The sequence below is a fragment of the Hymenobacter miniatus genome (genome assembly GCF_016427455.1).
Classification (GTDB): Bacteria; Bacteroidota; Bacteroidia; order Cytophagales; family Hymenobacteraceae; genus Hymenobacter; species Hymenobacter armeniacus.
On sequence record NZ_JAELXR010000001.1, the window covers coordinates 1 to 26,979 of the forward strand.

The 26,979-nt window shown below is 61.6% G+C and carries 22 protein-coding genes and 1 pseudogene; 12 read left to right on the forward strand and 11 right to left on the reverse strand.

Annotation, left to right across the window (positions count from 1 at the left end; all coding sequences use genetic code 11):
- The 7 genes from JAO73_RS00005 to JAO73_RS00035 all read right to left on the reverse strand — a co-directional run.
- Positions 1-961: murein hydrolase activator EnvC family protein (locus tag JAO73_RS00005; protein WP_410504744.1), on the reverse strand; the 961-nt coding region annotated here is incomplete at its 3' end.
- Between the two features lie 36 nt (positions 962-997).
- On the reverse strand, positions 998-1,777 hold the full coding sequence (gene lolB1 / locus JAO73_RS00010; RefSeq protein ID WP_198975158.1) for a lipoprotein insertase outer membrane protein LolB1: 780 nt from the start codon (positions 1,775-1,777) through the stop codon (positions 998-1,000).
- Positions 1,770-3,590 (reverse strand): tetratricopeptide repeat protein, encoded by a 1,821-nt coding sequence (locus tag JAO73_RS00015; protein ID WP_198975159.1) that lies wholly within the window; start codon positions 3,588-3,590, stop codon positions 1,770-1,772. Before JAO73_RS00015 ends, lolB1 begins: the two co-directional genes overlap by 8 nt.
- A 114-nt stretch (positions 3,591-3,704) precedes the next feature.
- On the reverse strand, positions 3,705-4,715 hold the full coding sequence (locus JAO73_RS00020; protein WP_198975160.1) for a sugar phosphate nucleotidyltransferase: 1,011 nt from the start codon (positions 4,713-4,715) through the stop codon (positions 3,705-3,707).
- Between the two features lie 60 nt (positions 4,716-4,775).
- Entirely contained in the window at positions 4,776-5,213 is a 438-nt protein-coding gene (gene dut, locus JAO73_RS00025) for a dUTP diphosphatase (protein WP_190925998.1), read from the reverse strand.
- 66 nt (positions 5,214-5,279) lie between these two features.
- Complete coding sequence (locus JAO73_RS00030) at positions 5,280-6,791, reverse strand: oligosaccharide flippase family protein (protein ID WP_198975161.1); 1,512 nt, start codon at positions 6,789-6,791, stop codon at positions 5,280-5,282.
- Between the two features lie 116 nt (positions 6,792-6,907).
- The gene (locus tag JAO73_RS00035) at positions 6,908-7,699 is read right to left on the reverse strand and encodes an enoyl-CoA hydratase/isomerase family protein (RefSeq protein WP_198975162.1); all 792 of its coding nucleotides are present in this window, start codon (positions 7,697-7,699) and stop codon (positions 6,908-6,910) included.
- A gap of 232 nt (positions 7,700-7,931) precedes the next feature.
- Here JAO73_RS00035 and mscL point away from each other — a divergent pair, with 232 nt between their 5' ends.
- Entirely contained in the window at positions 7,932-8,369 is a 438-nt protein-coding gene (mscL, locus tag JAO73_RS00040; protein ID WP_198975163.1) for a large conductance mechanosensitive channel protein MscL, read from the forward strand.
- Between the two features lie 238 nt (positions 8,370-8,607).
- Complete coding sequence (locus JAO73_RS00045) at positions 8,608-9,054, forward strand: hypothetical protein (RefSeq protein ID WP_198975164.1); 447 nt, start codon at positions 8,608-8,610, stop codon at positions 9,052-9,054.
- 74 nt (positions 9,055-9,128) lie between these two features.
- Here the strand turns inward: JAO73_RS00045 and infB are convergent, their stop codons facing one another.
- From infB to rimP, 3 genes and pseudogenes are all read right to left on the reverse strand, one after another.
- Positions 9,129-12,161: a translation initiation factor IF-2 gene (infB, locus tag JAO73_RS00050; RefSeq protein WP_198975165.1), complete on the reverse strand. Its 3,033-nt coding sequence runs from the start codon at positions 12,159-12,161 to the stop codon at positions 9,129-9,131.
- Between the two features lie 335 nt (positions 12,162-12,496).
- Positions 12,497-13,729: pseudogene (nusA, locus tag JAO73_RS00055) on the reverse strand (transcription termination factor NusA); the annotation flags it as partial.
- Positions 13,730-13,745: 16 nt separating this feature from the next.
- On the reverse strand, positions 13,746-14,216 hold the full coding sequence (gene rimP / locus JAO73_RS00060) for a ribosome maturation factor RimP (RefSeq protein WP_223827706.1): 471 nt from the start codon (positions 14,214-14,216) through the stop codon (positions 13,746-13,748).
- 322 nt (positions 14,217-14,538) lie between these two features.
- Between rimP and JAO73_RS00065 the strand changes: the two genes are divergently transcribed.
- The 3 genes from JAO73_RS00065 to JAO73_RS00075 all read left to right on the forward strand — a co-directional run bounded on the left by JAO73_RS00065 (position 14,539) and on the right by JAO73_RS00075 (position 16,877).
- Complete coding sequence (locus JAO73_RS00065) at positions 14,539-15,048, forward strand: DUF2911 domain-containing protein (protein ID WP_317191176.1); 510 nt, start codon at positions 14,539-14,541, stop codon at positions 15,046-15,048.
- 179 nt (positions 15,049-15,227) lie between these two features.
- A complete protein-coding gene (selD, locus tag JAO73_RS00070; RefSeq protein ID WP_198975167.1) occupies positions 15,228-16,265 on the forward strand; it encodes a selenide, water dikinase SelD in 1,038 nt (345 codons plus the stop codon).
- A gap of 18 nt (positions 16,266-16,283) precedes the next feature.
- Complete coding sequence (locus JAO73_RS00075) at positions 16,284-16,877, forward strand: PH domain-containing protein (protein ID WP_198975168.1); 594 nt, start codon at positions 16,284-16,286, stop codon at positions 16,875-16,877.
- Between the two features lie 6 nt (positions 16,878-16,883).
- Here the strand turns inward: JAO73_RS00075 and JAO73_RS00080 are convergent, their stop codons facing one another.
- Entirely contained in the window at positions 16,884-18,302 is a 1,419-nt protein-coding gene (locus tag JAO73_RS00080; RefSeq protein ID WP_198975169.1) for a hypothetical protein, read from the reverse strand.
- Between the two features lie 100 nt (positions 18,303-18,402).
- Here JAO73_RS00080 and JAO73_RS00085 point away from each other — a divergent pair, with 100 nt between their 5' ends.
- From JAO73_RS00085 to JAO73_RS00115, 7 genes are all read left to right on the forward strand, one after another.
- Positions 18,403-18,825, forward strand: a complete 423-nt coding sequence (locus JAO73_RS00085) for a ribosome-binding factor A (protein ID WP_198975170.1) — start codon at positions 18,403-18,405, stop codon at positions 18,823-18,825.
- A 90-nt stretch (positions 18,826-18,915) separates the two neighbouring features.
- Positions 18,916-19,725 carry a class I SAM-dependent methyltransferase gene (locus JAO73_RS00090; RefSeq protein ID WP_190926019.1) on the forward strand — a complete coding sequence of 270 codons (810 nt, stop codon included), beginning with the start codon at positions 18,916-18,918 and terminating at the stop codon, positions 19,723-19,725.
- 104 nt (positions 19,726-19,829) lie between these two features.
- Positions 19,830-21,062: an ABC transporter permease gene (locus JAO73_RS00095; protein WP_198975171.1), complete on the forward strand. Its 1,233-nt coding sequence runs from the start codon at positions 19,830-19,832 to the stop codon at positions 21,060-21,062.
- Between the two features lie 119 nt (positions 21,063-21,181).
- Complete coding sequence (locus JAO73_RS00100) at positions 21,182-24,160, forward strand: DEAD/DEAH box helicase (protein ID WP_198975172.1); 2,979 nt, start codon at positions 21,182-21,184, stop codon at positions 24,158-24,160.
- 288 nt (positions 24,161-24,448) lie between these two features.
- Positions 24,449-25,021 carry a CsgE family curli-type amyloid fiber assembly protein gene (locus JAO73_RS00105; protein WP_198975173.1) on the forward strand — a complete coding sequence of 191 codons (573 nt, stop codon included), beginning with the start codon at positions 24,449-24,451 and terminating at the stop codon, positions 25,019-25,021.
- 32 nt (positions 25,022-25,053) lie between these two features.
- Positions 25,054-25,476, forward strand: coding sequence for a curli production assembly/transport component CsgF (locus tag JAO73_RS00110; protein ID WP_198975174.1), 423 nt, complete (start codon positions 25,054-25,056; stop codon positions 25,474-25,476).
- A 148-nt stretch (positions 25,477-25,624) separates the two neighbouring features.
- Complete coding sequence (locus tag JAO73_RS00115) at positions 25,625-26,944, forward strand: CsgG/HfaB family protein (protein WP_233168609.1); 1,320 nt, start codon at positions 25,625-25,627, stop codon at positions 26,942-26,944.
- Positions 26,945-26,979: the final 35 nt, after the last annotated feature.

Below are 26,979 nucleotides of genomic sequence, written 5' to 3' on the forward strand. Positions count from 1 at the left end.
CCGCGGCCCGGCGCGCCTCGCGGGCGGCGGCCAGCGCGGCTTCGCGGCGGGCGGCTAAGCGGGCGGCGCGGGCGGCGCGGGCTATTTCCTCACGCACCCGCTCGGCAATGAGGTTGTCGAGGCGGTTCACGGCCTGGCGGCGCTCTTCCAGCTCCTGGCGCAGGCCCTGCTCCTGCTGGCTGAGCTGCTGCACCATCTCGTCTTCCTTCGACTTCAGGCTGAGCAGGTTGCGGTTTTCGTTCAGCTGGCTGTTCAGCAGGCTGCTCTTGCGTTTCTGCTGCTGCGTGAGGCCCGAGAGCTGCTGGTGCAACCGGTACTGCGTGCCCATGATGCGGGCCGCCTGGCGCTGGCGCTCCTCGGTGTATTGGCGGATGTAGCGCAGCCGCAACGTGAACTGGTTGAACGACTCCGACGCAAACAAAAACATAAGCCGGTTGAAGCCGTTGGCCGTTTTCGAGGCCGTATAGAGCAGGCGAGCGTATTCGGCCTTGAGCTCACGCAGGGTTTGCTGGGTTTTGAGCACCTCCGTAGCCGTTTGGTGCACGTTGGTTTCGATGCCGTGCAGCTGGGTCGAAATGCCCTGGATAACCTGCTTCTTCACCGTCAGCTTCTCCTTGATGACGTTGAGTTGGCCGAGGCTTACTTTCTTCTTTTCCTGGGTTTGGTTCAGGGCCTGGCTGGTGGCCTGAATCTGGCGCAGATTGGCCTGGCGCTCGCGCTCCAGCTGGGCCTTGGTCTTGAGGCGGGCCGGGCGGGCGGCCGCAGCTTTGCGTGGCGCCGGGCGCGCGGTGGCCGCCCGGGAGGATTTTGCCGTTCTGGTGGTTTTGGGCGCCTGCTTCTTTTTGCGCTGTTGGGCCGCGGCGGGCGCCGCCAGCCACAAGCTCAGCAGGCACAGCCACAGCCACCGCCCGCCCCCAAGACGGGCGCCGGCGCAAGCAATTCGCTTAAGGGGATGTAACAAGACGTTATTCACCAGATTCCAGTCCAAAGCCACTGCCTACTTCTGCCGCTTGTAGCCTTTGGGCACGGCGAACGGAAAGGCCAGCCGTTCGCGCCCCACGTTCACCTTGCTGTAGTTGATGGCCGCCGTCACCGCTCCCGCCGAAGGTTGCTGGGCCTGAATGAACGTGGCGTGCGCAAAGGGCAGGTTGCCCTGGTCTTCCAGCGGTTTAAAGTCGGTGTAGTCCACGGTCAGGTTGCGCTGGGTGGCGTCGTCCTTCACTTTCAACTGCTGCACGCGGCCGGTTTCGGCCTGCAGCAGCCGCTCGATGAGCACGCCGGCCAAGGGGTAGCTCACGCGCTGGCGGCCGGCTTCTTCGACGGCAATGGTGGGCGTGGTGCCGGCCGGCGCGGGCAGGTAGTCGCCCAGCAGCAGGGCCTGCATCTGAGCAAAGCTGATGGGCACGTTCAGCAGCTTGCTGAGGTAGTCGTAGCCGCCCGAGAAGTACGTTTTTTCCAAGCGGTTCAGCACATGCACCGAGTCGCGCGTGAGCACCGCCCGCACGCCCTCAATGCCGACCAGCGAAGCCGATACCCAGATGATGCTGTCGCGGCGCATGCGCAGGGCAATGTTGGCGCCCTGTTTCTCGCCCTTCAAGTTGATTTGGGCCTTGCCCTTGGCGTTCAGAAACACAAACGTGGTGTTGGTGGCGCGCACCGATGGCTCGGCGGCCGATACCGACGTGCCGGGGCCCGTGGTGGAGGCCGTGGGCACGGCCTTGCGGGCGCAGCCGCCCGCCAACAAGCCCAGCGCCAACAGCAAAGAAATTTTATTCATACAGTTTTCGGTCTTTCAATTTGCGTTCCAGCAGGTTGGAAGCCACACCGGCTTTGCGGGCGCGCTGCCATTCGGCCACGGCTTTGTCTTTGTCGCCGAGTTGGAACAGGACGTCGCCGTAGTGTTCAATCACGGAAGCGTCTTTGGTGGTTTGCATGGCTTTTTCCAGCGCCGCTTTCGCGCCGGCGTAGTCCTTCATCTTGTAGAGCACCCAGGCGTAGGTGTCGAGGTAGGTGTCGTTGTCGGGAAACTGCTTCACCACTTTGCCCGACATCTGCTTGGCCTTGTCCAGCTTTTCGCCCCTGAGCGACAGGAAATAGCTGTAATTGTTGAGCACCTGTACGTTGTTGGGGTCGCTGGCCAGGGCGGCCTCGTAGGCCTCGTCCGACTTTTCGTAGAGGTGCATCTCGTGATAGGCGTCGCCCAGTTGGGCATCAAACTGCCCCAGCAGTTCGGGGTTGTTCACCACCAGTTTGCGGCCGTGCTCCAAGGCTTTCACGCCCTTTTGCGGCTGCTTTTTCAGCAAATGCGCCACGCCGTTGTAGAACCACAGCGACGACTGGTTCGGAAACAGCTCCAATGCCCGGTCGGTGTGCGCCAGCAGCGAATCGGTCTGGTTCAGCTCGGCATCGATGAGCACCACCTGCTGCCAGATTTGAAACTTGGAGTTGTCGTAGCGCAGCGCCTTCAGGTAGGTGTCGCGGGCGTCCTTTTTGTGGTCGGTCAGGGTCTGGATGTCGCCGGCCACGGCGTACGATTTCGCGTCCTTCGGGTAAGCTTTAATAGTGGCCGTGGCCAGGTCGCGCGCCAGCTGGTTCACCGATTCGGTGGGGCTGGGCAACTGCTTGATGTAGCCCACCAGCACCCGCACCCGGTCGTCGATGTCCAGGGCCGGGCTGGCAAAAGCCAGCTTCAGCTGCTGGGCCGACTCTTCGGGCTGTTTTTGCTGGCGGTACACCTCGGCCAGAACCATGTGGGCCTGCGGGTTGTCGGGGTCGAGGCGCAGGGCCTGCTGGGCCACGCGCAGGGCGTCGGGCAGGCGGTTGTTGCTGGCGTACATCTCGGCCTGGGCCAGCACGTAGCGGCTTTCGGTGGGGTTGGCCTTGATGAGCTTTTCGCCTTCGGCCAGGGCTAGGTCCAGCTTGTTCTGCTTGAGGTAAATCTGCTGCTTCTTGAACGAAATCTCGTCTACCTGCCCAAACTCCTTCTCGGCCTGGTCCAAGGTCGTCAGCGCCTCGGGCAGCTTGTTTTGGGCGAGGTACAGGTCGGCCAGATTGAAGAGGTAGTTGCCCGAGTTCGGCACCTGCTTGATGAGCGCCGCGTAGGTTTTGGTCGCGTTGTCGTACTGCTTCTGGCTGGCCTGAATTTGGGCCAGCAGCAAGTAGTAATAGGCGTTTTTCGGGTCGAGGCGAATGGACGCTTCGGCGTAGTTGTTGGCGTCGCGCAGGTTGCCGCTCAGCAGGTTGGCCTCCGCTATTTTGTAGTTGAGGGCGGCGTTGTCGGGGCTCAGGGTGTAGGCTTTCAGCAGCTGTTCGAGGCCTTTGGTGTAGTCCTCCAGCATCACGTACTTCACCCCGTCCACAAACAGCGCCTCGCTCATCTCGCGCTCGCGCTCCGACAGCGGCGGCGCGGCGGCGCGCTTGGTTTTGGCTTCGGCCAGCTTCTTGTCGATTTCGCGCTGCTCTTTTTCAAGGGCGCGCTGCTCCTTACGGCTCAGTTTGGCCGGCGGCTTGGGGGCGCCCTCCGTGGGCTGGGCGGAGCCAACGGCCACCATCCCCAACCAAAGCAACAGACTTAGAGCAACTTGACGCATATACAACAAAACCGGACCTCGGGCCCGGCTCACGAATTTACGGGGATTACGAACGAACGACGCGGCCCTCCGCAGAAGGCCGCGTCGCTACTAACGCAAATCCGAGTTAAAATGTCACACGCGCAGCTGGTTATAATCGCCCAGGCTCAAGTCGTCGGGCGTGCCGGTCACGCCGGCGTGGTTGCCAATCATCGAATTAGTGATAACCGCGTTCAGCACCGAAGCCGACTGCTGCACAATGGAGTTTGACAGGCGCGAGTCGCGCACGTTGGCGTGGTCGCCCAGGCTCACGTGCGGGCCCACCACCGAGTCGGTCACGATGGCGTTTTCGCCGATGTACACCGGCTCAATCAGCACCGAATTGGTGATTTTGGCCGACTGCGCCACCAGCGACTCGCCGCGCTCCTTGAGGTATTCCAGGTAACGCTGGTTCGTGTATACCGTGGCGTCCTTGTTGCCGCAGTCGAGCCACTCGGTCACGCGGCCGGGCACGAAGACGGTGCCCTTGTTTTTCATGTTTTCGAGGGCGTTGGTGAGCTGGTACTCGCCCTTGTCCTTGATGTCGTTGTCGAGCAGGTACTGCAGCTCATCGCGCAGGTACTCGCCGTCCTGGAAATAGTAAATGCCGATGATGGCCAAATCCGACACGAACTCCTGCGGCTTCTCCACAAACTCCGTAATCTGGCCCTGCTCGTTCAGCTTCACCACGCCGAAGGGGCGCGGGTCGTCCACTTTCTGCACCCAGATGGTGCCGGGCACGCTGGAATCAAGCGTGAAGTCGGCCTTAAACAGGGTGTCGGCAAAAGCCACTACCACGGGGCCGGTCAGGGCCTCTTTGGCGCAGAGAATGGCGTGGGCCGTGCCCAGCGGCTCGTCCTGGTACACGATGGTGCCCTTGGCGCCCACCGACTCGGCAATTTTCACGAGGTTTTTCTCCACCTCGGCGCCGAAGCGGCCGATGATGAAGGCGACTTCGTCCACCGGCTCGCCGCACACTTTGGCAATGTCCTCCACGAGGCGCTGCACAATGGGCTTGCCCGCAATCGGAATCAGGGGTTTGGGAACGGTGAGGGTGTGGGGGCGCATGCGCTTGCCCATGCCGGCCATCGGGACGATGATTTTCACAGGGTAAAGGTTGATTGTGGGGAATGAAAAAGAGAAGTTGCGGGAGCCGCTGCGAAGATGCTACCCAACGCCCGTACTCCCATACCCGCCCGCGCCGCGTTGGGTTGCGCTCAGCTCCTGCACGGGCTGCCAGCTGATGGTTTCGTGCTTGGCAACCACCAGCTGGGCAATGCGTTCGCCGTCGTTCACCACAAACGGCTCGTTAGACAAATTCACCAGCAGCACCCGGATTTCGCCCCGGTAGTCGGCGTCAATCGTGCCCGGGCTGTTCACGATGCCGATGCCGTGCTTCACGGCCAGCCCGCTGCGGGGCCGCACCTGGGCCTCGTAGCCCACCGGTATTTCCAGGCTCAGGCCCGTCGGAATCAGCTGCCGCTCCAACGGGCCCAGCGTGACGGGGCCTTCGGGCAGGTGGGCCCGCAAATCGAGGCCGGCGGCGTGGGGGGTCTGGTATTCGGGCAGCGGATGGCCGGAGTGGTTGATGACGGGGATACGCATGAAGAAATAACCGTTGAGAAGAAGCAGGCGGCGCTGCAAAGATAGCCGCAAGGCTATATTGACCGTCTAAGTCGCTTTGGTGGCAAACGCCGCCTGCGGCCGTTCCACCACCCACAGCGCCACCAAGAACAATACCGTGAGCCCCGCGTGCCAGGCGTGGCGCACCCACCAATCGGCCGGCTGCACCCACCAGCCCAGCGCCACCAGCGCCGAGGCAAACAGCAGCCACAGCCCCAGCCGCAGCGCGGGGTAGGGCACCGGGAAATGCCGCTCGCCCAGCCGCCAGCACAGCACCGCCATCATAAAATAGCAGGCCAGCGTGGCCAGGGCCGAGCCCAGGTAGCCCAGCAGCGGAATCAGCAGAAAGTTAAGCGCAATGGTGAGCACGGCCCCGCCCGCGCCGATGTAGGTGCCGAAATACGTCTTGTCGGTCAGCTTAAACCACACCGACAGGTTGTAGTACACGCCCAGGAACAGGTTGGCCAGCAGCAGAATGGGCACCACCACCAGCCCCTGCAGGTACTCCGGCCGCTTAAGGAAAAGCCGCCCGAAATCCTCCACGTTCAGGCTGACGCCCACGAATATCACGGCGCAGCACAGCGTAAACCACTTCATCACCAGGGCAAACGTGGCGGGCGAGTTCTTCTCCGTAGCCTGCGAGAAAAAGAAGGGGTCGGCGGCGTAGCGAAACGCCTGGTTCACGAGCTGCATGAAGATGCTCAGCTTGTAGCAGGCCCCGTAGATGCCCACCGCCGTCAGGCTGCTTTGGCCGGGGTAGAAGTTCTTGGGCAGCCACATGGGCAGCATGATGCGGTCCAAAGTCTCGTTCACCATGCCGGCCAGGCCCATCAGCATCAGCGGATACGTGTAGCCCAGCAGCGGCCGCAGAAAAGCCAGGTTCAGGCGGAAGCGGAAATCCAGCACCTCGCGCCACAGCAGCAGCAGCGTGAGCCCGCTGGCAAACAGGTTCGACAGAAACACATAGCTCACCCCAATGGTGGGGTCGAACACCCGCGCCACCAGCGGCTGCAGGCCCGGCAGCCACTTGCCGCTGGCCACGGCCGGGCAAAACACCAGAAAAAACAGGTTCAGGCCCACGTTCACCACAATGTTGACCAGCCGGATGGTGGCAAATTTGCGGGCCTTGTTCTCCAGCCGCAGCCGGGCAAAGGGAATGGCAGCCAGCGCGTCCAGGCCCAGAATCAGGGCCATCCACACGCCGTACTGCTCGTGGCCCGGCGGAATGCCCAGCATGCCCAGCAGCGGCTTGGCCAGCAGTATCAGCACCGTAGTCAGCACCACGGTGCTCACCAGCAGCAGGCTCAGCACCCGGTCGTACAGGTCGCGGCGGTCGGTGCCCGGCCGGTTGGCAAAGCGGAAGTAAGTCGTTTCCATGCCGTAGGTAAACAGCACGTTCAGAAACGACACGTAGGCGTACACCCCCGTCACCACCCCAAACTCGGCCGCCGCAAACGCGGCCGTGTACACCGGCGTGAGCAGATACGAGAGCACCCGGCCCACGATGCTGCTCACGCCATACACGGCCGTCTGCGAGGCCAGTCTTTTCGCTACATTCATTCGTCGTTGGTGAAATCCAGCTGTCATCCTGAGCGCAGCGAAGGACCTTCTCACGTCAGCAACTGTTGCAAGCGTGAGAAGGTCCTTCGCTGCGCTCAGGATGACAGATTATAGTTCTATTTACCGGTGAATACCGCCGGACGCTTTTCCACGAATGCCGTGGTGCCCTCCTTGAAGTCCTCACTATCGAAGGCCCGACCAAAGGCTTCCACCTCGGCCTTATAGCCGTCGGTGCCCTTGGCGTAATGCGCGTTCACGCATTCCAGCACCATGCCCACGGCCAGCGGCGCCTTGCCCAGAATCTTGCCCAGCAGCTGCTGGCAAAAGGGCAGCAGCTCGGCCTGCGGCACCACGTGGTTCACCAGGCCCAGGCGCAGGGCCTCGTCGGCCTTCACCATGTCGGCCGTTAGCAGTAATTCAATGGCCTTGCCCTTGCCGATGAGTTGGGGCAGGCGCTGCGTGCCGCCGTAGCCGGGCAGCAGGCCCAAGTTCACCTCGGGCTGGCCGAAGCGGGCGTTGTCGGAAGCCACGCGCATGTGGCAGGCCATGGCCAGTTCGCAGCCGCCGCCCAGCGCAAAGCCGTTCACGGCCGCCACCACGGGCTTGGTGCTTTCCTCGATGCGGCAGAAGGCTTCCTGGCCGCGCTCGGCGGCGCGGGCGGCCTGCGCGGGCGTGAGGGCGGCCAGTTCGGCAATGTCGGCCCCGGCCACAAAGGCCTTTTCGCCGCTGCCCGTGACGATGATGCCGCGCACGGCCGGCTCGTTGAGCGCCTGCTGCACGGCCGCGTCGATGTCGGCAATGGTGGCCGCGTTCAGGGCGTTGAGCTTGCTGGGGCGGTTGATGGTGAGGGTGAGGATGCCGCTGGCGGCGTCCAGGTCGTAGAGCAGGTTTTCGAACGAAGCAGACATAACGAAAAGAAGGCGGAAATGACTTAGCCCCGCCAAAGATAGCGCCCCAAGCTACTGGGCTTGGTCGGGCCCACACCTGAGTTGGACGCCATATCACTCCGCTCCACCGAAAGCACCACTCCGCACGCCTCCACAACCCCCACCTTTACTACTATATAAGACGCTTTGCATTTGTTTTTAAATAAGTAGCTTTAGCGCAAATTCTTTTTTCACCCTTCAATACTGTTTGCTTATGGGCTTCGTCTCCGAATTCAAAGAATTTATTGCCAAAGGCAATGTGCTCGACCTTGCCGTGGGTGTCATCATCGGTGCGGCCTTTGGCAAAATCGTCACCTCGCTCACCGACGACATCATCATGCCCATCGTGGGCCTCGCCCTTGGCAAAGTCGATTTTGCCAACCTGTTCGTGGCCATGAACGGCCAGCACTACGCCACTATTGAAGAAGCTAAAAAGGCCGGCGTGGGCACGCTCAACTACGGCCTGTTCATCAACGCCATCATCGATTTTCTCATCATTGCCTTCATCGTCTTCCTGATTGTGAAAGGCGCCAACAGCATCCGGAAGAAGCCGGTGGAGGTAGTGGCCGTGCCCGCTACCCCGCCGCCGCCCACCACCGACCAGCAGCTGCTCATGGAAATCCGCGACGCGCTGCGCACCGGCCGGGCCTAGCCAGTCGGTTTCCGTTCAGCCAGCAAAAACCGCTGTCCGCCGAGGCGTGGGCAGCGGTTTTGTGGTTTTTGGCTCAAGTGTCGGTTGTAGATGAACGCACTAATTGGCCGAATCAAAATAAGTTGCGAACTTAGGGGCGACCTAATGCCCGGCGGCCCCGAATTGGGACCTCCGGTGAACCACCCGCTTCGCACATCCGTTAGGTTGCATCCTCCCCTTTCCACCCTTTTTGCCAGACATGAAATTTCTTTGCGCTGCCGTTCTGCTGAGCGGCCTGAGTTTCGGCCTTGCTTCGGCCGCCCACGCCCAAACCGGGCCTGCTTTCCCCACCCCTGGCCAAGGCAGCAGCGAGGCCAACGCCCGCAGTACGTCCGGCAACAACGCCATGGAACTGGCCCGCAACCAGCGCCGCGCTGCCATGACGCCCGAGGAAGTGAAGCGCGACCAGCAGCTCGAGCTCCTCGAGGCCCGCACCGGCAACACCAGCTTTGGTGGCCGCAACGGCAGCCCCGAGCGGCAGTTCGACCGCAGCGGTGGCGGCTTTATGGTAAGGAAGTTCAAATCGAAGTCCGGCACCATGGAGCAGAAGCGCGGCCAAAGCCACCCCATCGGCGGCGCCAACCCCGCCGGCAAGCCGCTGGTGCACAAGCACAAGAACGCCAGGAAGCGCTTCTTGCTGTTTTAATCCCGTTCACTTAATAATGAAAAAGCCCCCGCTGCATCGGCAGCGGGGGCTTTTTGGTTGAACCAGCTTCGGCCTTACAGCGTCCGCTTGATTTCCTTTTCTTCGAAGCCTTCGATGTTATCGCCTTCCTGCAGCTCGTTGAAGCCTTTGATGGAAATACCGCACTCGTAGCCTTGGCGCACCTCGCTCACGTCGTCTTTGAAACGCTTGAGGTCCTGAATGTCGCCGGTGTGCAGCACAATGCCGTCGCGCACCACGCGCACCTTGGTTTTGCGGGTCATGGTGCCTTCCGTCATCATACAGCCGGCAATAGTGCCCACTTTGGTGATGTTGAACACTTGGCGTACTTCGGCGTTGGCCACCACCACTTCCTGCACCGTCGGGGCCAGCATGCCTTCCATGGCATCCTTCACCTCGTTGATGGCGTTGTAAATGATGGAGTACAGGCGGATGTCAATCTGCTCGTTCTCGGCCAGCTTGCGGGCACTCTGCGAGGGCCGCACCTGGAAGCCGATGATGATGGCGTCGGAAGCCGATGCCAGCAGCACGTCGCTTTCCGAGATGGCACCCACCCCTTTCGAGAGGATGTTCACCTTCACTTCCGGCGTGCTCAGTTTAAGCAACGAGTCGGAGAGGGCTTCCACCGAGCCGTCCACGTCGCCCTTCACCAAGATGTTGAGCTCCTTAAACGAACCAATAGCCAGGCGGCGACCAATTTCGTCGAGCGTGATGTGCTTCTTGGTCCGGATGGTTTGCTCGCGGGCCAATTGCAGGCGTTGGGTGGCGATTTCGCGGGCTTCGCGCTCCGTCTCCATCACCTGGAGGCGGTCGCCGGCCTGCGGGGCACCCGTGAGGCCGAGCACCTGCACCGGGGTAGCAGGAGGCGCAGTCTTCATCTTCTTGCCGCGGTGGTCGGTCATGGCCTTCACGCGACCGAAGTGCGGGCCGGCCAGAATCACGTCGCCCACGTTCAGCGTGCCGGTTTGCACCAGCACAGTGGTTACGTAGCCACGGCCTTTGTCCAGCGAGGCTTCAATAACGGTACCGATGGCGTTGCGGTCGGGGTTGGCTTTCAGGTCGAGTAGCTCGGCCTCCAGCAGCACCTTTTCCAGCAGGTCGTCAATACCGATGCCCGACTTGGCCGAAACCTCCTGGCTTTGGTACTTGCCGCCCCATTCTTCCACCAGAATGTTAATCTGGGAAAGCTCTTCGCGGATTTTCTCGGGGTTGGCCGCCGGCTTATCAATTTTGTTGAGGGCGATGATAATCGGCACGCCCGCCGCTTGCGCGTGGTTGATGGCTTCCTTCGTTTGCGGCATCACCGAGTCGTCGGCAGCTACCACGATGATGGCGATGTCCGTCACCTTGGCACCACGGGCACGCATGGCTGTGAAGGCTTCGTGACCAGGCGTATCAAGGAAGGTAATGGGCTGACCCGATTTGGTGCGCACCTCGTAGGCACCGATGTGCTGCGTGATGCCGCCGGCTTCGCCCTTGGCCACACTCGCGTCGCGGATGTAGTCAAGCAGCGAGGTTTTGCCGTGGTCGACGTGGCCCATGATGGTCACGATGGGGGCGCGAGGACGCAAATCCTCTTCGGCATCACCGGCATCCACATCGATTTCCTCCTCTTCGGCCGACAGGAATTCCACGTCAAAGCCGAACTCATCGGCAATCACGGTAATGGCTTCGGCGTCGAGGCGCTGGTTGATGGACACGAACATACCCATGCCCAAGCACACCTTGATAACCTCGTTCACGTTCACGTCCATCAGCGAAGCCAGGTCATTGGCCGAGATGAATTCGGTGAGCTTGAGGGTCTTGGCGTCGAGCTCGTTCTGCGCGCGCAGGGCCTCGCGGTCTTCCGCCAGCATGCTGCGCTTGTCGCGGCGATACTTGGCGCGGTTGGCCTGGCCGGTGGCTTTGTTGCCGCCGAGCTTGGCCAGCGTGGCCTTAATCTGCTCCTGAATCTGCTTTTCAGCCTGCTCAGGAGTAAGTGCGGGAGCATTCGGCTTCGGGCCGGGCTGGCCGGGCCGTTGGCCGGGGCCGCCGGGACGGTTGCCACCCTGGCCACCGCCGGGGCGGTTGCCCTGGTAGCCGCCACCCTGGCCGGGGCCGCCCGCCGGGCGGTTGCCCTGGTAGCCGGGGCTGGGCGGCGAGGTAGTGCTGCCGGGAGGGCCGGGCAGGCGCGTACGCTTCTTCTGGCCGGGGCCAGCAGGCAAGCCGCGCTTGCTCACATCCGACGAGGCAATGGGACGGGGGCCACGGCCACCCGGCCCACGCCGGTCGTTGTTGATAGAGGACAGGTCGATTTTGCCGAGCACCGTGAGGCCCTTCAGCGTGTCCGACTTGGCCACAATGGTGCTGGTATCTTCGGGGGCTGCGCCTTCAGCAGGTGCAGCCGGAGCCACAGCGGCCGGAGCCGGAGCAGCGGGCGCCGCGGCTACAGGAGCAGGAGCGGGTGCTGCCGGGGGCGTAGCGGCCGGGGCCGGCGTAGGCTCGGCTTTTGCCACGGGCTGCGGCGCGGCGGGCGCAACTGGAGCAGGAGCCGGTGCCTCCGCCTTGGGCGGGGCGGGGGCTTCTACTTTCGGGGCGGCCGGGGTCGGCGCGGGAGCCGCGGCGGGAGCCGGAGCAGCGGGCTTGGGAGCCACCACGCGGCCTTTGCTGTCCAGTTCGATTTTGCCCAACACCTTAAGCCCAGGCGCGGCTGGCGCTTGGGGAGCGGGCGTAGGAGCAGGGGCCGCAGCGGCCGGAGCCGCAGGCGCGGGCGCCGGGGCTGCCGCTACCGGAGCCACGGGCGCTGCCGGCTTGGGAGTCGGCGCGGGAGCAGCCACGGGAGCCGGACGCGGGGGAGCCGGAGCGGGCTTGGGGGCCGCTTCAAGGTCGCTCTGACGCTTCGCCTGGATGACCTTTTGGGCTTCCTGACGGTCGTGAGCGGAGGCTGCAAATTCCTTTTCAAGCGAGGCCACTTGCTCGGCTGTGAGCTTCGTGGTCGGCTTGTTTTCTACTTGTATGCCTTTTTTGGCCAGGGCCTCGACCACCCTGTCCATTCCAATGTTCAGGTCTTTGGCCGCCTGTTGTAGCCGTTTCGGGGTTGCTTCCGCCATTCTATCTGTTACTCGCGTACGATACGCTTCTAAGTGCAAAGGTATTACATTAAATCTTGCCAGCAGGGCGTAAACCGCGCCTGCTGGCCCGATTTATTACCTCTGCCGTACCGGCCGCGCGGCCGTCATTGGGCTGGCTCGGCGGGAGAGCTGGCGCCCGCTTCCTCAGTCGTGGCCTCGTTTTCCGTGTCCAGCACGGCGTGTTCGGCGGCTACGGCGGTGGCCGAAGCGTGCGTTACGGCGGCTTCTTCGGCGGCGCCATCGTCGGTTTTAGCGGCGGCTACGCGGTTTTTAGCGGCTTCTAGGGTGCTGTCGTCCAGGTCCTCGTCGTCGGCAAATTCCTGGCGGATAATGCGGTACACATCGTCCACCATTTCTTCTTCGAGCTCCGTGCGGCGCACGATGTCGTCTTTCTTCACCGCCAATACGGCGCGGCCGGTGTCGAGGCCAATTTTCTTGAGCTCGGCCAGTACCCAGGGCTCGATTTCGTCCTGGAACTCGTCCAGCGAGATGTCTTCCTCGTAGTCGGTGGCTTCGCGGAATACGTCGATTTCCATGCCCACCAAGCGGCTGGCCAGCTTGATGTTGGCGCCGCCGCGGCCGATGGCTAGGCTCACCTGGTCGGGCTTCATGAACACGGAAACCCGGCCGTTTTCCTGGTTTATCTTCATAGAACCCACCTTGGCCGGCGATAGTGCCCGCGCAATATAGAGTTCGAGGTTGTCGGTGTAGTTGATGATGTCGATGTTCTCGTTTTCGAGCTCGCGCACCACCGGATGAATGCGGCTGCCCTTCATGCCCACGCAAGCGCCCACGGGGTCAATTCGCTCGTCGTAGCTCTCTACGGCCACTTTGGCGCGCTCGCCGGGCTCACGCACCACATTCTTGATGGTGATGAGGCCGTCGTAAATCTCGGGCACTTCCAGCTCAAACAAACGCTCCAAAAAAGCCGGCGCGGCACGGGAAAGGATGATTTTTGGCGTGCCGTTGATGACTTCCACGCGGTGCACCACGGCGCGCACGGTGTCGCCCTTGCGGAAACGGTCCTTGGGGATTTGCTCGCCCTTGGGCATCACCAGCTCGTTGTCGTCTTTGTCCATGATGAGGGCTTCGCGGCTCCACACCTGGTAGACTTCGCCGGTCACGATTTCGCCGACCTGGTCTTTGTATTTCTGGTACAGGTTGTCGCGCTCCAGGTCTTTTACGCGCTGAATCAGCGTTTGGCGGGCCATGAGCACGGCGCGGCGGCCGAAGTCCTCGAGCTTCACGGCTTCGGCCACGGACTCGCCGATTTCGAAGTCGGGCTCAATTTTCTGGGCCTCGGCCAACGGAATTTTATCGAAGTCCCAGATATCCTCGGAGTTGTCGTCCACAATTTCGCGGTTGCGCCAAATTTCCAAGTCGCCGTTGTCGGGGTTGATGATAACGTCGAAATTTTCGTCCTGGTCGTACTTCTTGCGAATCATCGTGCGAAACACGTCGTCCAGGATGCTCATCATCGTGGGACGGTCGATGTTTTTGCTCCGGGCAAATTCGCTGAAGGACTCAATTAGTTCGTGGCTGTTCATAGAGGCAGAACTGTATTTATTTGAATGAGATAACAACCTTGGCCTCCTTTATGTCCCCGAAGGAATAAAAAGCGGCGGGCAGGGTGGTTTTCTTGGTTTTTTGCTTGATGACTTCTTCGATTTCCACGCCCTCGGGGGTGGCCGCGGTGAGGACGCCGGTTTTCTCGGTGCCGTCGGCGAGCTTCAGGGCCAGCGAGCGGCCGATGTGGCGCGTGTACTGGCGCGGGTCGGTGAGGGGCTGGTCGGCGCCGGGGCTGGTGACTTCAAGCGAGTACACCGAGTCCTCGCCGTAGCGCTCTTCGATGCGGCGGTTGAGGCGGCGGCTAATCATGGCGCACTCGTTGATGCCCAGACCGGTGGGACCGTCAAGGATGACGGTAATCTTGGGCATCACCGAATCGGACACGGTGAGGCCCACGATGAACAGCTCCAGGTCGCCGATGGCGTCGCGGAGCATTTCCAGCAGCAGGGTACGGTCGTAAGACATGGGAGGAATCTGGGCAAAAAAAGAGGGGACTCTGCGTCCCCTCTTTGCGAAAGCGAATACCAACTTCGGGGGCAAAGGTACGACAATGGGAGGCGGAAAGCAAGACGGGGCCCAAGCGGAGGCGCCAGGGCCTGATTCGTGGTGTCGACGTGCCGGGAGCGCATTCGTGGGCAACCACGGCGGCGTTCTGTTGCCTTTTGCAAACATGCTGCGGCACGCGGAGGTTTCGCCCGCAGCATGCACATTTGTGCGCACAGTCTCACCTTTTTACTTTACACTCATGCAAACCAGTCAACTGCTTCGCCACGTTGTTTTTGGTGTTGTGACGGTCTTTGCCGCCAGCGCCGCCTCGGCCCAAACCACGCCCGCAACGCCCGCTGCCCCCGCTCAAGCGGCGAAGCCAAGCCCGGCCGCCACGGCCACCGGCAAAATCGGCGCGACGGACGTGACCGTGAACTACAGCAGCCCGGGCGTGAAGGGCCGCAAGATTTTCGGCGGCCTGGAGCCCTACGGCAAGGTGTGGCGCGCCGGTGCCAACGAGGCCACCACCGTAGAGTTCAGCAAAGATGTGACGGTGGAAGGCAAGCCCCTGCCCGCCGGCAAGTATGGCTTCTTCGTGATTCCGGCCGAAAAAGACAAGTGGACGGTGATTTTTAACAAAGTGCCCAACCAATGGGGCGCCTTCAAATACGACGACAAGCAGGATGCCCTGCGCGTGATGGTAACGCCCCGCAAAAGCGCCAGCGTGACCGAGCGACTGGTGTATGAGGTGAAAGCTCCGGGCCTGGTGCTGCGCTGGGAAAACGTGGAAGTGCCGGTGGCTATTAAGTAACGTTGTGAAACACCGTCATGCAGAGCGCAGCGAAGCATCTCGCTTGTGATACTAATTAATTGAAGCACGCGAGATGCTTCGCTGCGCTCTGCATGACGTTCTGTTTTGCCTTTGCAATGGCGGGCGGCCTAAGGTGGGCCGCCCGCTTACTTTTGTGGCCCTCCGACTGTTGAACCCTCATGGAATATAAACTCACCCAATACAGCCACGGCGCGGGCTGCGGCTGCAAAATCGCGCCGGCCGTGCTCGACCAGATGCTACACACCAGCATTGCCCAGCCGCACCACGATAAGCTGCTGGTGGGCAATGCCAGCCGCGACGACGCGGCCGTGTACGACATCGGCGGGGGCCAGGCCGTGATTTCGACCACCGACTTCTTTATGCCCATCGTCGACGACGCCTATGATTTCGGGCGCATCGCCTCGGCCAATGCCATTTCGGACGTGTACGCCATGGGCGGGCGGCCGCTGCTGGCCATTGCCGTGCTGGGCTGGCCCGTGGATAAGCTGCCGCCCGAAGTAGCCCGCCGCGTGCTGGAAGGCGCCCGCAGCATCTGCGCCGAGGCGGGCATTCCGCTGGCCGGCGGCCACAGCATCGACTCGCCGGAGCCGATTTTCGGCCTGGCCGTGACGGGCATGGTCGACATCGTGGACCTGAAGCAGAACGACACGGCCACGGCCGGCTCGGAGCTTTTCCTGACCAAGCCGCTGGGCGTGGGCATCCTGACCACGGCGCAGAAAAAAGGCATATTGCGGGATGAGGACGCCGCCCTGGCGCCGGCCCAGATGATGCAGCTGAATAAGATTGGCGCGGAGTTGAGCAAGCTGCCGGCGGTGACGGCCCTGACCGACGTCACCGGCTTCGGCCTGCTGGGCCACTTGGCCGAAGTGTGCGAAGGCAGCGGACTGACGGCCGAAATCGACTTCAACAAAGTGCCCCGCATTGCGGCGGCCGAGTCGTACCTCAAGCAGGGCAGCGTGCCCGGCGGCACCAACCGCAACTGGGCCAGCTACGGCCACAAAGTCGGCACCATCTCCGATGAGCAGCGCGCCTGGCTCTGCGACCCGCAGACTTCCGGCGGCCTGCTGGTGTGCGTGGAGCCGGCGGGCCGCGCGGCCGTGGAGACGGTGTTTGAAAAGCACGGGCTGGCGCTGGAAAGCTTCGGGCACTTGCGCCAGCACGCCGAGGGCGAGGCCTGGGTGCAGGTGAGCGCCTAGGGTGGCCGCACGGCTTTTATGAAATCATCTTTTATTCGTCCGCTGCTGGAAGTGGCGGTGGTGCTGCTGGTGGTGCTGGGCGCGGCGCGTTGGGTGACCGGGCTATTCTCAAAACGCACGCAGGTGTACCAGGCCACGGCCGCCCGCCAGATGCGCCTGCTGTTTTGGCCGCTGCTGGCCCTGGGGGCCGGCCTGAGCGTGCTGCCCGCGGTGGCCATGGGCGAAACGCCAGCCAGTACGTTTGAGTGGGCGTTGACGGGCGGCTTTCTGCTGTTTACGCTGCTGCTGAGTGGCCCGGCGCTGCTGCTGCACCTGCGCTACTGGATGCTCAACCACGAAACCACGCTGGTTTTTCAGCCGAACGATAACCGGTTTGAGTTGTATGAGGCCGGGCTGCGGCTGCCGTTTGCGCGGCGCGATTTGGCGCAGGTCGAGCGGGTGACTTGCCGGGCTCGTCGCACCTTTTGGGCGCGCTACGACTACTTGCGCCTGCACCTGGCCGATGGCCGCGTCATCGTGCTCACGTCGTTGCTCACTGAGCTGGAGCCCGTGACGGCATTCCTGCGGAGTGTGCCCACCGAGCGCCGCAGCACGTACTGGTGCTGGGCATAAGGGTGCTTACGGGCGGGCCTTGCGCTGGTACAGGCCGGGCGTGCCGGCCGGCTCGTAAGGACCGAAAATATTGGGGAGCAGCTTTTTCAGCCGTGGCACGTGGTTGCCCTGGTCGAGCAGGTAAGCGGGCGGGTTGCTGCCCATTTTCTCGGCTACGCGCACCACTGCGGCGTACTCGTTGAGGTGGCCGAAATCGGCCTGCGAGAGGGCCCAGTCCAGGTAAGGCGTGGCGGGGTGGTTGTGGAAGTAGGCGCGGTCGTCGGGGCCAAGGATAAGCAAGCTTTGGCCGCGCAGGGCGGCGAAGCGCGGGTCGGGCTCGAGGCCGAAACGGCTTTCGGCGGGCATGTGCAGCAGCCCTTCGAGGCGGGGCACGTGGGCCCGGTAGCGCAGCACCACCGCCGCGTTGATGATGAGCAGCAACAGCAGCTCCAGCAGCAACGGCTGCCGGTAGCGCTGCCACAAAAACAGGCTGAAATACGCCAGCGGCGCCAGCAGCAGCACCAGCACGCCCGGCGCTGCGCCGCGCTCCACGGCTGCCGTGGCAATGGCCACCACCAGCCACACCAGCATCAGCTGCCGAAACTTGGCCTGGAACACCAAGCCCAGCGAGGTTCCCAACGAGCGTAGTAGCGCCAACGCCAGCACCACGCCCGGCACGATGAGCAGCCGCAATTGCAGGCCCGCCGGCAGGCCGCTGGCAATCAGGTCCGTTAAGCCGGGCTGCAGGTGGAACTGCACGAACCCCGGCAGCGCCCCGGTGTAGAAGAAAAACGTGGCCACCAACGCATACGGGAAGAAAAACCCGCACAGCAGCAGCAGCGAGCTACGGAAGGAATTGGCCGCAAAAATGACCACCGCAAACAGGCCCACGATGAGAAACAGCGCCAGCGGCAAGTAGCACAGCGCCCCCAGGCCAATGAGGAAACCGGCCCGGAACAGGCGGCGGTTGTCGTAGCCTTCGCGGGAGGTAGGCAGCAGCGCGCTCAGCGAAAAGACAATGAACGTGTTGCCCAGCAGCAGCGGCGACAGCGCGTCCAAATCGGTGCTGATGCTGCCCACCAGCAGGTAGGTCAGGGCCGCCACATAGCCGCGCTCGGGGTGCACGTCGTAGCGGTTGAACACCACGTTGAGCCGCAGCGCCTGCACAAACAGCAGGAATAGCGCCACGATGCGGTAGAGCCACACCGGCCGCGCCAGCACGGCATCGAGCGCGCCAAAAAAGGCCGCGGCCAGCGGGGCGGTGCCGTCGTAGAGGTCGCGGTAGGGCAAGGCGCCGCCGTGCAGCCGCTCGCCCACCAGCAAGGCGCGCAGCTCGGCGGCCGTCACGGGCAGGCCTGCCCACAGCAGCGGCAGGCGCAGGGCCAGCACCAGCACCAACAGGGCCAGCAGCTGCGCCGGCAATGAGCTTTTGAAAAAGCGAAGCACCTCTTAGGGAATAAGGAAGCAGCAAAGGTATTGGCTGCGGGAACTCCCTTTTTGCCGGCGGTATTCCCTTGCCGAGGGAATTGTACCTTTGCCCTTTAGTATGGAAAGCAAACGACAACAAAAAATGGCCAGCCTGCTGCAGCAGGAATTGGCCGCCGTGCTGCAGCGCGACCTGCCGCACCTCTTCGGGGGCGGCCTGGCACCGGCCATCAGCGCCGTGAAGGTGACGCCCGACCTGGGCCAGGCCCGCGTGTACCTGAGCCTGCTGCTGGGCAATAACGCCGCCGACCGCCTCGACATCATCAAGGACAACGCCAAGGAAATCCGGCACGCCCTGGCCAAGCGCATCCGCCAGACGGCCCGCGTGGTGCCGGAGCTGATTTTCTTTCACGACGACAGCGCCGCCTACGCCGCCCACATGGACCAGGTGCTCGGCACCCTCGACATTCCGCCCGCGCCGAAAGACGACGAAGGCGACGCCGACGACAAACCCAGCCGGCCGCGCCTCTTTAAAGGTGAGTAATTTTTTAGGGTATGAGGGTAAGAGTTAATAGAACTCTGCTCTTGCCCTAGCCCTTCTCACCCTCCTACCCTCATACCCTCCTGCCCTCCCTTGTACTACGACCCGATTAAGAAGACGCTCGGCCAGGTGTTCAACCGTACGCCGTGGCTGCGCCGGCTGTTTTACCACCTGCTCGACCTGTTGCTGCTGCGCACCTGGCACGTGCACCGCGAGCTGCGCCGCTGGGCCAAAGGCCGCACCCAGGAGCCGCTGAATATCCTCGACGCTGGTTCGGGCTACGGCCAGTACACGTACTGGATGAGCGGGCTGAGCGACAAATGGCACATTCTGGCCGTGGACGTGAAGGAGGAGCAAGTGGCCGATTCCAACGCCTTTTTCCGCCAGATTGGGCGCCGCAACGTGCAATTTGCGGTGCAGGATTTAGTGCTCTACCAAGAGCCCAACTCGTTTGATTTGGCCCTGTCGGTGGACGTGATGGAGCACATTCTGGAGGACGTGGAGGTGTTTCGCAACATCCACGCTTCGCTGAAAGACGGCGGCATGCTGCTGATTTCCACACCCAGCGACCAAGGCGGCTCCGACGTGCACGACGACGGCGAAACCAGTTTCATCGAGGAGCACGTGCGCGACGGCTACAACATCCGCGAAATCCAGCAGAAGCTCACCACGGCCGGTTTCGAGCGCGTGGAAGCCCGCTACGCCTACGGGGAGCCCGGCCAGATTTCCTGGCGCCTGAGCATGAAATACCCCATATTGATGCTCGGCAAGTCGCGCCTGTTTTTCATCCTGCTGCCCTTCTACTATCTCATCACGTTCCCTTTTTGCCTGTTGCTCAACTGGCTCGATGCCCGCACGGTGCACGACTCGGGCACTGGCCTCATTGTGAAAGCCTGGAAGTAGGGCACAACGCACAGCCGCGGGCACGCGTTGATGCGCATTCGGTAGCTTTACCCGAAATTGCTTCCTTCTAACCTGCCCGCACTTCTGCCCGCTAACTCGTATTTGTGAGAGTCCCCCTCCTCATTGCCCGGCGCTACTTCCGCTCGAAGAACAAGCGCAACATCATCACCATCATTTCCAACATTTCGATGATTGGGGTGGCGGTGGGCACCATGGCGCTGATTATTGTGCTGTCGGTGTTCAACGGGCTGGAGGATTTGGTGCGCACGCTCTACGGCAAGTCGGACCCCAACCTGGTGATTTCGGCCACCAAAGGCAAGGCCTTCGACGTGGACCGCACCTTTTTGATGAAGCTGGAAAACACGCCGGGCGTGGCCCTGCTCACCGAAGTCATTGAGGACAACGCCCTGTTGCAATACCACGACCGCCAGATGGTGGTGAAAATGCGCGGCCTTTCGGACAACTATTTCGGCCAGAGCCAGATTGACGCCAACATCCGCGAGGGCGACCACCGCCTGCGCCGCGACAGCCTGGAGCTGGCCCTGGTGGGCGCCGGCGTGCAGCACGAGCTTAGCATTACCCTGAACAACCGCTTGGCGCCCATGCGCCTGCTCTACCCGCGCAACACGCCCGGCAAAAAAACCTTGCAGATTGACCCCGACAAGGCCTTCAACGAGCAGGACCTGATAGCCGGCGGCGTGTTCCTCATCGAGCAGCACATCGACGACAGCTACATTTTCGTGCCCCTCGAATTTGCCCAGCGCTTGCTCAACTACGGCACGCGCCGCACCGCGCTCTACGTGAAGGTGGGCCAGAGCTTCGAGATTGAACAGGTGAAGGAGCAGCTGCGCAAGCAGCTCGGGCCCGATTTCAAAGTGCAGGATTCCGACGAGCAGCACGTGAGCTTGTTCAAGGCCATTAAGGTGGAGAAGCTGTTCGTGTTCATCACCTTCACGCTCATTCTGCTCATTGCCTCGCTCAACATCTTTTTCTCGCTCTCGATGCTGGTCATCGACAAGAAAAAAGACATTGCGGTGCTGCTGGCCATGGGCGCCAACCAGAAAACGGTGCGCCGCACGTTCCTCTATGTGGGCGCCATTGTGGCGCTGGTGGGCGCGGCCACGGGCCTCGTGCTGGGCGTGACGCTGTGCTGGCTGCAGCAGCGCTTCGGCTTCGTGAGTATGGGCATGGCCACGAGCGTGGTGGATGCTTACCCGGTAAAAATGCAGGCCTCCGACATCATTTTTACCTGCATGTCCATCATTCTCATCACGCTGGCCGTGAGCATCCGGCCCGCGCTGAATGCCAGCCGCCTGGACGTGCGCGAGAATTTGTAAGCCCGGCGGCATCCTGCCGCGCTGCCAGCCGTAAGGGCTAAGCCCGCTCCTGGGCCGCCAAGCTCCGCCGTGCATATTTCCGCTTTCGGCCCTACCTTGCGCCTTCCGCGTGCCCGGCTATGAAAGTATCTACCGCAGAACCGTTTCAAATCGTTTACTCGCTCTTCGAGCACGAGTTCCTCGGCCACTTGTTTGCGGCTTATGTGGTACAGCTCGGCCCGCGGGGCCAGCTCACGCTGCAGCACCAGACCGTATCGGGCAAAAATGCCCACGAGTTTGCCGCCGGCCTCGACGCCACCGATTTCGAGTTGGTGGAGCTGTGTGACCAGATTCAGCAGGAGGCGGTGGTGAAAGAATTCTGGCCCCGCAAAATCGCGACGGCCGAGTTTTTCCTCAAAACCTACAACGCCGAAAAGGGCGACAAGCCGCTACAGGAAGCCATTTCCAAGCACGTGCAGGCGCGCATGGCGGGCATTCTGGCCCGGCTGGCGGGCAAGCAGGTGTTCATCATGGGCCGCGACGGCGAGCCGACTTGGAAGGAAATCGGCATGGCGCCCGCCAAGGCGTCCATCCTCTTCCACTTCCGTCGCAATGAGGAAGGCACGCACTATTTCCCCACCATCCAGTACCAGGGCCAGAAGCTCGATTTCCAGTACAAGGACGCCGTGCTGGTGTGCCTACAGCCTGCCTGGTTGCTGCTGAACGACCTGCTCTACACCTTCCGCACCGAAGTGGACGGCAAGAAGCTGCTGCCGTTTCTGAAAAAGAAATTCATTGTGGTGCCCCGCAACGTGGAGGAAAGCTACTTCCAGAAGTTTGTGGCGCCGCTCATGGAGTCGTTTGAGGTGCACGCCCGTGGCTTCGACATTCGCTCGGAGCGCTACGTGGCGCGGCCGCGGCTCACGTTCAGCGACACCATTCCGGCACCGCCCGCGCCCGAAGCGCCCGTGCGCCCGCCGGGCCCGCCGCGCCGGGGCCGCATTCCACTGCCCAAGCCGGTGGCGCCCCTGCTCACCGGCGCCGAAACCGAGCAGATTCATTTCGAGCTCAGCTTCCGCTACGGCCCGCACCTGATGCCCTTGGGCACCAACAAGCCCGTGAGCGTGCACCTGGAAAAAACAGCCGACAGCTACGTGTTCCACCGTCTGCTGCGCAACCCCGAGCAGGAACAGGCCACCGTGGAAGAACTGCGCGCCCGCCAGCTCACCGTGGAAAATGGCCACGCCACCCTGCCCAAGGCCGATGCCTTCAAGTGGCTGCACGACAATACTCCAGCCCTGGCCGAGCTGGGCTACACCGTAGAAGCCGCCGACTCGGCCACCAAAAGCTACTTCATCGGGCCCACCAGCGTGCACGTGGGCATTCAGGAGGCCGGCGACTGGTTTGACGTGCGCGGCACGGTGCGTTTTGGCGACATTGAGGTGCCGTTTATTCGGCTACGCGGGCACATTCTGCAGCGCCGCCGCGAGTTCAAGCTGCCCAACGGCCAGATTGCCATCATTCCCGAGGAATGGTTTACCGATTACCTGGAGCTGTTTGCCTTCGGCGAAGAAACCGAAGACGGCCTGAACCTGCGCCGCCACCACTTGGCGCTGGTAGCCGACCTGCAGAGCAACGAGCTGGCCACCGTGCGCATGGGCCGCAAGCTGGAAAAGCTGCGCGACTTTGCCGAGGTGGAAGACCACCCGCTGCCGCTGGGCTTCCAGGGCGAACTGCGCCCTTATCAGAAGGCCGGCTACAACTGGCTGCGCTTCGTGCAGGACTTCCATTTCGGCGGCTGCCTGGCCGACGACATGGGCCTAGGCAAGACCATTCAGACGCTGGCCATGCTGCAGCACCGCCACGAAAGCGGTGAAAACCAAGGCGCGGCCTCGCTGCTGGTGCTGCCCACGTCACTGGTGTTTAACTGGCTGACCGAGGCGGAGAAGTTTACGCCCGACCTGCGCATTCTGGCCTACACCGGCACCTACCGCGACAAAAACCCCGACCGGTTTGCTGACTACGACGTGGTGCTCACCAGCTACGGCATCGTGCGCCTCGATACAGAGCTGCTGGCCAGCTACAAGTTTGATTACGTGATTCTGGACGAGTCGCAGGCCATCAAGAATCCATCGAGCACCACCTCGCAGGCGGTGCGGCAGCTGCGCTCCAAGCACCGGCTCATTCTTACCGGCACGCCGGTAGAAAACAGCACCATGGATTTGTGGTCGCAGATGTCGTTCATCAACCCGGGCTTGCTGGGCACGCAGGCGTTTTTCCGCAAGGAATTCCTCAAGCCCATCGAGAAGCACCAGGACGAAGGGCGCACCCGGCGCCTGCACGCGCTTATCAAGCCATTCATTCTCCGTCGGCACAAGGCCCAGGTAGCCAAAGAATTGCCTGAGAAAACCGAGCAGCTCAGCTACTGCCCCATGACGGAGGAGCAGGCCCACGCCTACGAGGAAACCAAGAGCTTCTACCGCAACAAGATTCTGCAGAACCTAGACGAGCACGGCCCGGCCAGCACGCAGTTTCTGCTGCTGCAGGGCCTCACGCGCCTGCGCCAGATTGCCAACCACCCGCGACTCGCTGACGAAAACTACACCGGTGAATCGGGCAAGCTGCGCGAAGTGCTGCGCATGATTCGCAACGTAGTGGCAGAGGGACACAAAGTACTGGTGTTTAGCCAGTTTGTGCAGCACTTGGCGCTGGTGCGCGCGGCGCTCGATGAGCGGCAGCTGGAGTACGCTTACCTCGACGGCGCCACCCGCGACCGGCCGGCCGAGGTAGCCCGTTTCCAGGAAACCGAAGACCTGCGCATCTTCCTCATCAGCCTCAAAGCCGGCGGCGTGGGCCTCAACCTCACCGCCGCCGACTACGTCTTCATCCTCGACCCCTGGTGGAACCCCGCCGTGGAAGCCCAGGCCGTGGACCGCGCCCACCGCATTGGCCAGCAGCGGCCGGTGTTCACCTATAAGTTCATCTCGCAGGGCACGGTGGAAGAAAAAATCTTGGCCTTGCAGCGGCGCAAGCTGGCGCTGGTGAGTGAGCTCATTGCCACCGACGAGGCTGTCATCAAGCACCTCACGCGCGCCGATATCGAGGAATTGCTGGGATAAAACCAACCTGCTAGCGTATCGACCATGCTGTGCGATTTCGTGTCGCCACTGCTCGCTTATGGGCTTAGCCAATGCGCTACCCTATGCCAGCAGGGTAAAGTCTGTTGACCTAGCCCTGTGGTGAAGCATGACCTTTTCTTATTGACCCATTGAAGCAGCTATAGATAGCGGTAAACTATTCGGGCAACATCGTGCCATCGTGTTTGCTTTTGCCATAATTTACCTTACGTTTGTACACCTTTTTCTTCTTATAAGCCGATTTTTCTCTCACATCATTAGCCTTTGGTCATGCGCTACCCCAGCTGTCAAGTTTTCCAGTCCTTCTGGGGATGGGCAGTGGCTGGAGTGCTGATGGCAACGCCATGGGAGGTGGCTAAAGCGCAAACGGTGGGCCGGCCGGTGCGGGAGAAATCGCAGGCACCGCTGCCCAGTCAGGCCGCGCCGCTGGCGCCACAAAAAATGGAAGAAGCCTTGCGCCTACTGCTCAGGGCCGACTCCATTCAATCGTTGCGGCAACGAGCAACCGCGGGGCCAGAGTCCAGCGGGCTTGTGGTAGACCAAACCATTAGCAAAATTGGCCACGATTTTTATGACCAGTTTTTTGCGCGTTGGGAAGCCCCACCGGGCAACGATGACTTCACCATCATCATCAGCGAACGGCTTGGCCGCGGCAATAACGTCTTGGTTGCGTTGTCGGTAAACGAAAACGAACTGCTCGAATTTCCGCTGCAAGCGAAGTACGACCTCATCGAAGAAGCCGCTCAACAAGCTATTGAAATTGCTTCGGGCTTTTTGCAGCAATCCTACAACATTAGTCGGCAGCTTGAGAAAGGCAACAAGCAGCCGTTGGATACCTACTAACACCTGTTTTCCACGCTCACCTGTTTTCTCATATGAAGCTAACTTTTACGCTGGCCCTGCTATTCCTGTTGTTTGCGTCGGGCCAATCGGCGCGGGCGCAAGACTTTGTATATGAGCCCAAAAATCCCTCGTTTGGCGGGGGCAACACGTTCAACTACGCGTGGCTGCTTAGTTCGGCTCAGGCACAAAACACCATTCCTGACCCGGCCGCGAACAGCGCCGCGGCGCAAGACCCCTTAGCCAGCTTTGCCAGCAACCTCAACCAGCAGGTGCTGGCCCAGCTCAGCAACCGACTTATTGCCTCGCAGTTTGGGCAAGGCGCCATTCGGCCGGGCAGCTACACGGTGGGCAATTATCAGATTCAGGTCACGCCCGGCGCCAACGGCATTTCGGTGCAGGTAACCGATAATTCCACCGGCAACCAGACCACCATCACCATTCCCAACACGCCCTGACGCCCCCCGCCACCGGCTGCGTCTTCTGTTGGTTTATTGGAAATCCCTCATTCTCTTTCTCATGCTTCTGCGTCGCACGTTGGCTGCCGTGGTGCTCTTGCTCATGGCAGGGCTCGCTGGCTGCGCCCCCTATCTCCACCAAACGTTCATGAATACCGAGCCCGCGCGGCTCGGAGCCGAGGTTAGCGGCAACGACATGTGGCGCACCCTTCCCGCAGCGCGGCAGCGCGTGGTGGTAGCGGTGTATAAGTTCCGGGACCAAACGGGCCAGTATAAGCCTCAGCAAAACGGCTCCAGCTTTTCGACGGCCGTTACACAGGGCGCCACCAGCGTCCTGTTGCGTGCGTTGGAAGAGTCGAAATGGTTCGACCCCATTGAGCGCGAGAACTTGGGCAACCTACTGAACGAGCGCAAGATTATACGTTCTACCCGTTCGGAATATTCCGAGCAAACGGGACAGCCACAGCCCGTGCTGCCGCCCCTTCTCTTTGCGGGCATTATTCTAGAAGGCGGCATCATTTCCTATGATTCCAACATCATCACCGGGGGGGCGGGCGTGCGCTACTTCGGCGCCGGCTCGTCGGGCCAATACCGCCAGGACCGGGTTACGGTTTATTTGCGCGCCATTAGCACCAACTCGGGTAAAATCTTAAAAACGGTTTACACCTCCAAAACCATTCTTTCGCAGCAGGTCGACGCGAGCCTGTTTCAGTTTGTGTCCTTCAAGCGGCTGTTGGAGACCGAAACTGGCTTCACTTACAACGAGCCCAGCGAAATGGCAGTGAAAGAAGCCATCGAGAAATCGGTCCAGGCGCTCATTTACGAGGGCATGATGCAGCGCATTTGGGTGCCGGCCGACACGGCCGCCAATCACGGCCTGAGCATGCAGCAGTACCTGCGCGAAAAACAGGAAAACCTTGCCATCGACGTTTTGGGTCGCAAAACTGGCTACCAGCGCCGCCCGGTAGGCTTGGGAGCATCAGGGGGCGTGCAACTGTACCAAGGCGATTACGCGCTGCCTCAATACAGCCCCGTGGGCGAACTCAATGTGCGCTACCGCTTTGGCGACGGCTACTTTATGGGCTTGCTTAACGCGGGCCAAGGCGCCCTTGCTGCCGGGCCCCGGGGTCAGTTTTTTAACCGCCGGTTTACGTACGCCGAAGCCGGCATACAAGCCAATTTGTTCCCGTATGACCGATTTACGCCCTACTTGCTGGCTGGCGTGGGCGCTACACGAGCAACCACATCTGATGCCCAAGGCCGCAACACGGTGCTGCCGCACCTTGTGTTTGGAGTAGGGGGCGAGTACTTGGTCAAACCCAAAATCGGCATTACCCTGGGGGTAGACAACCACTTCTTCCTGAGTGACAGGCTTGACCAAGTGACCCAGGGCCGCTACAACGACTTCTATTGGGGCGGAAGAGCCGGGGTCATTTTCTACTTAGGCAGAAACAAAAATCCCCAGTAATCTAAATTTTTTTAGATTTAATATAATTTTTTAAC

Bases quoted from the DNA above. Each gene is read 5' to 3' on its own strand.
- lolB1 (WP_198975158.1), bottom strand. From the start codon at position 1,777: ATGAATAAAATTTCTTTGCTGTTGGCGCTGGGCTTGTTGGCGGGCGGC.
- JAO73_RS00015 (WP_198975159.1), bottom strand. From the start codon at position 3,590: ATGCGTCAAGTTGCTCTAAGTCTGTTGCTTTGGTTGGGGATGGTGGCC.
- dut (WP_190925998.1), bottom strand. From the start codon at position 5,213: ATGCGTATCCCCGTCATCAACCACTCCGGCCATCCGCTGCCCGAATAC.
- JAO73_RS00030 (WP_198975161.1), bottom strand. From the start codon at position 6,791: ATGAATGTAGCGAAAAGACTGGCCTCGCAGACGGCCGTGTATGGCGTG.
- JAO73_RS00035 (WP_198975162.1), bottom strand. From the start codon at position 7,699: ATGTCTGCTTCGTTCGAAAACCTGCTCTACGACCTGGACGCCGCCAGC.
- mscL (WP_198975163.1), top strand. From the start codon at position 7,932: ATGGGCTTCGTCTCCGAATTCAAAGAATTTATTGCCAAAGGCAATGTG.
- JAO73_RS00045 (WP_198975164.1), top strand. From the start codon at position 8,608: ATGAAATTTCTTTGCGCTGCCGTTCTGCTGAGCGGCCTGAGTTTCGGC.
- infB (WP_198975165.1), bottom strand. From the start codon at position 12,161: ATGGCGGAAGCAACCCCGAAACGGCTACAACAGGCGGCCAAAGACCTG.
- rimP (WP_223827706.1), bottom strand. From the start codon at position 14,216: ATGTCTTACGACCGTACCCTGCTGCTGGAAATGCTCCGCGACGCCATC.
- selD (WP_198975167.1), top strand. From the start codon at position 15,228: ATGGAATATAAACTCACCCAATACAGCCACGGCGCGGGCTGCGGCTGC.
- JAO73_RS00075 (WP_198975168.1), top strand. From the start codon at position 16,284: ATGAAATCATCTTTTATTCGTCCGCTGCTGGAAGTGGCGGTGGTGCTG.
- JAO73_RS00085 (WP_198975170.1), top strand. From the start codon at position 18,403: ATGGAAAGCAAACGACAACAAAAAATGGCCAGCCTGCTGCAGCAGGAA.
- JAO73_RS00100 (WP_198975172.1), top strand. From the start codon at position 21,182: ATGAAAGTATCTACCGCAGAACCGTTTCAAATCGTTTACTCGCTCTTC.
- JAO73_RS00105 (WP_198975173.1), top strand. From the start codon at position 24,449: ATGCGCTACCCCAGCTGTCAAGTTTTCCAGTCCTTCTGGGGATGGGCA.
- JAO73_RS00110 (WP_198975174.1), top strand. From the start codon at position 25,054: ATGAAGCTAACTTTTACGCTGGCCCTGCTATTCCTGTTGTTTGCGTCG.
- JAO73_RS00115 (WP_233168609.1), top strand. From the start codon at position 25,625: ATGAATACCGAGCCCGCGCGGCTCGGAGCCGAGGTTAGCGGCAACGAC.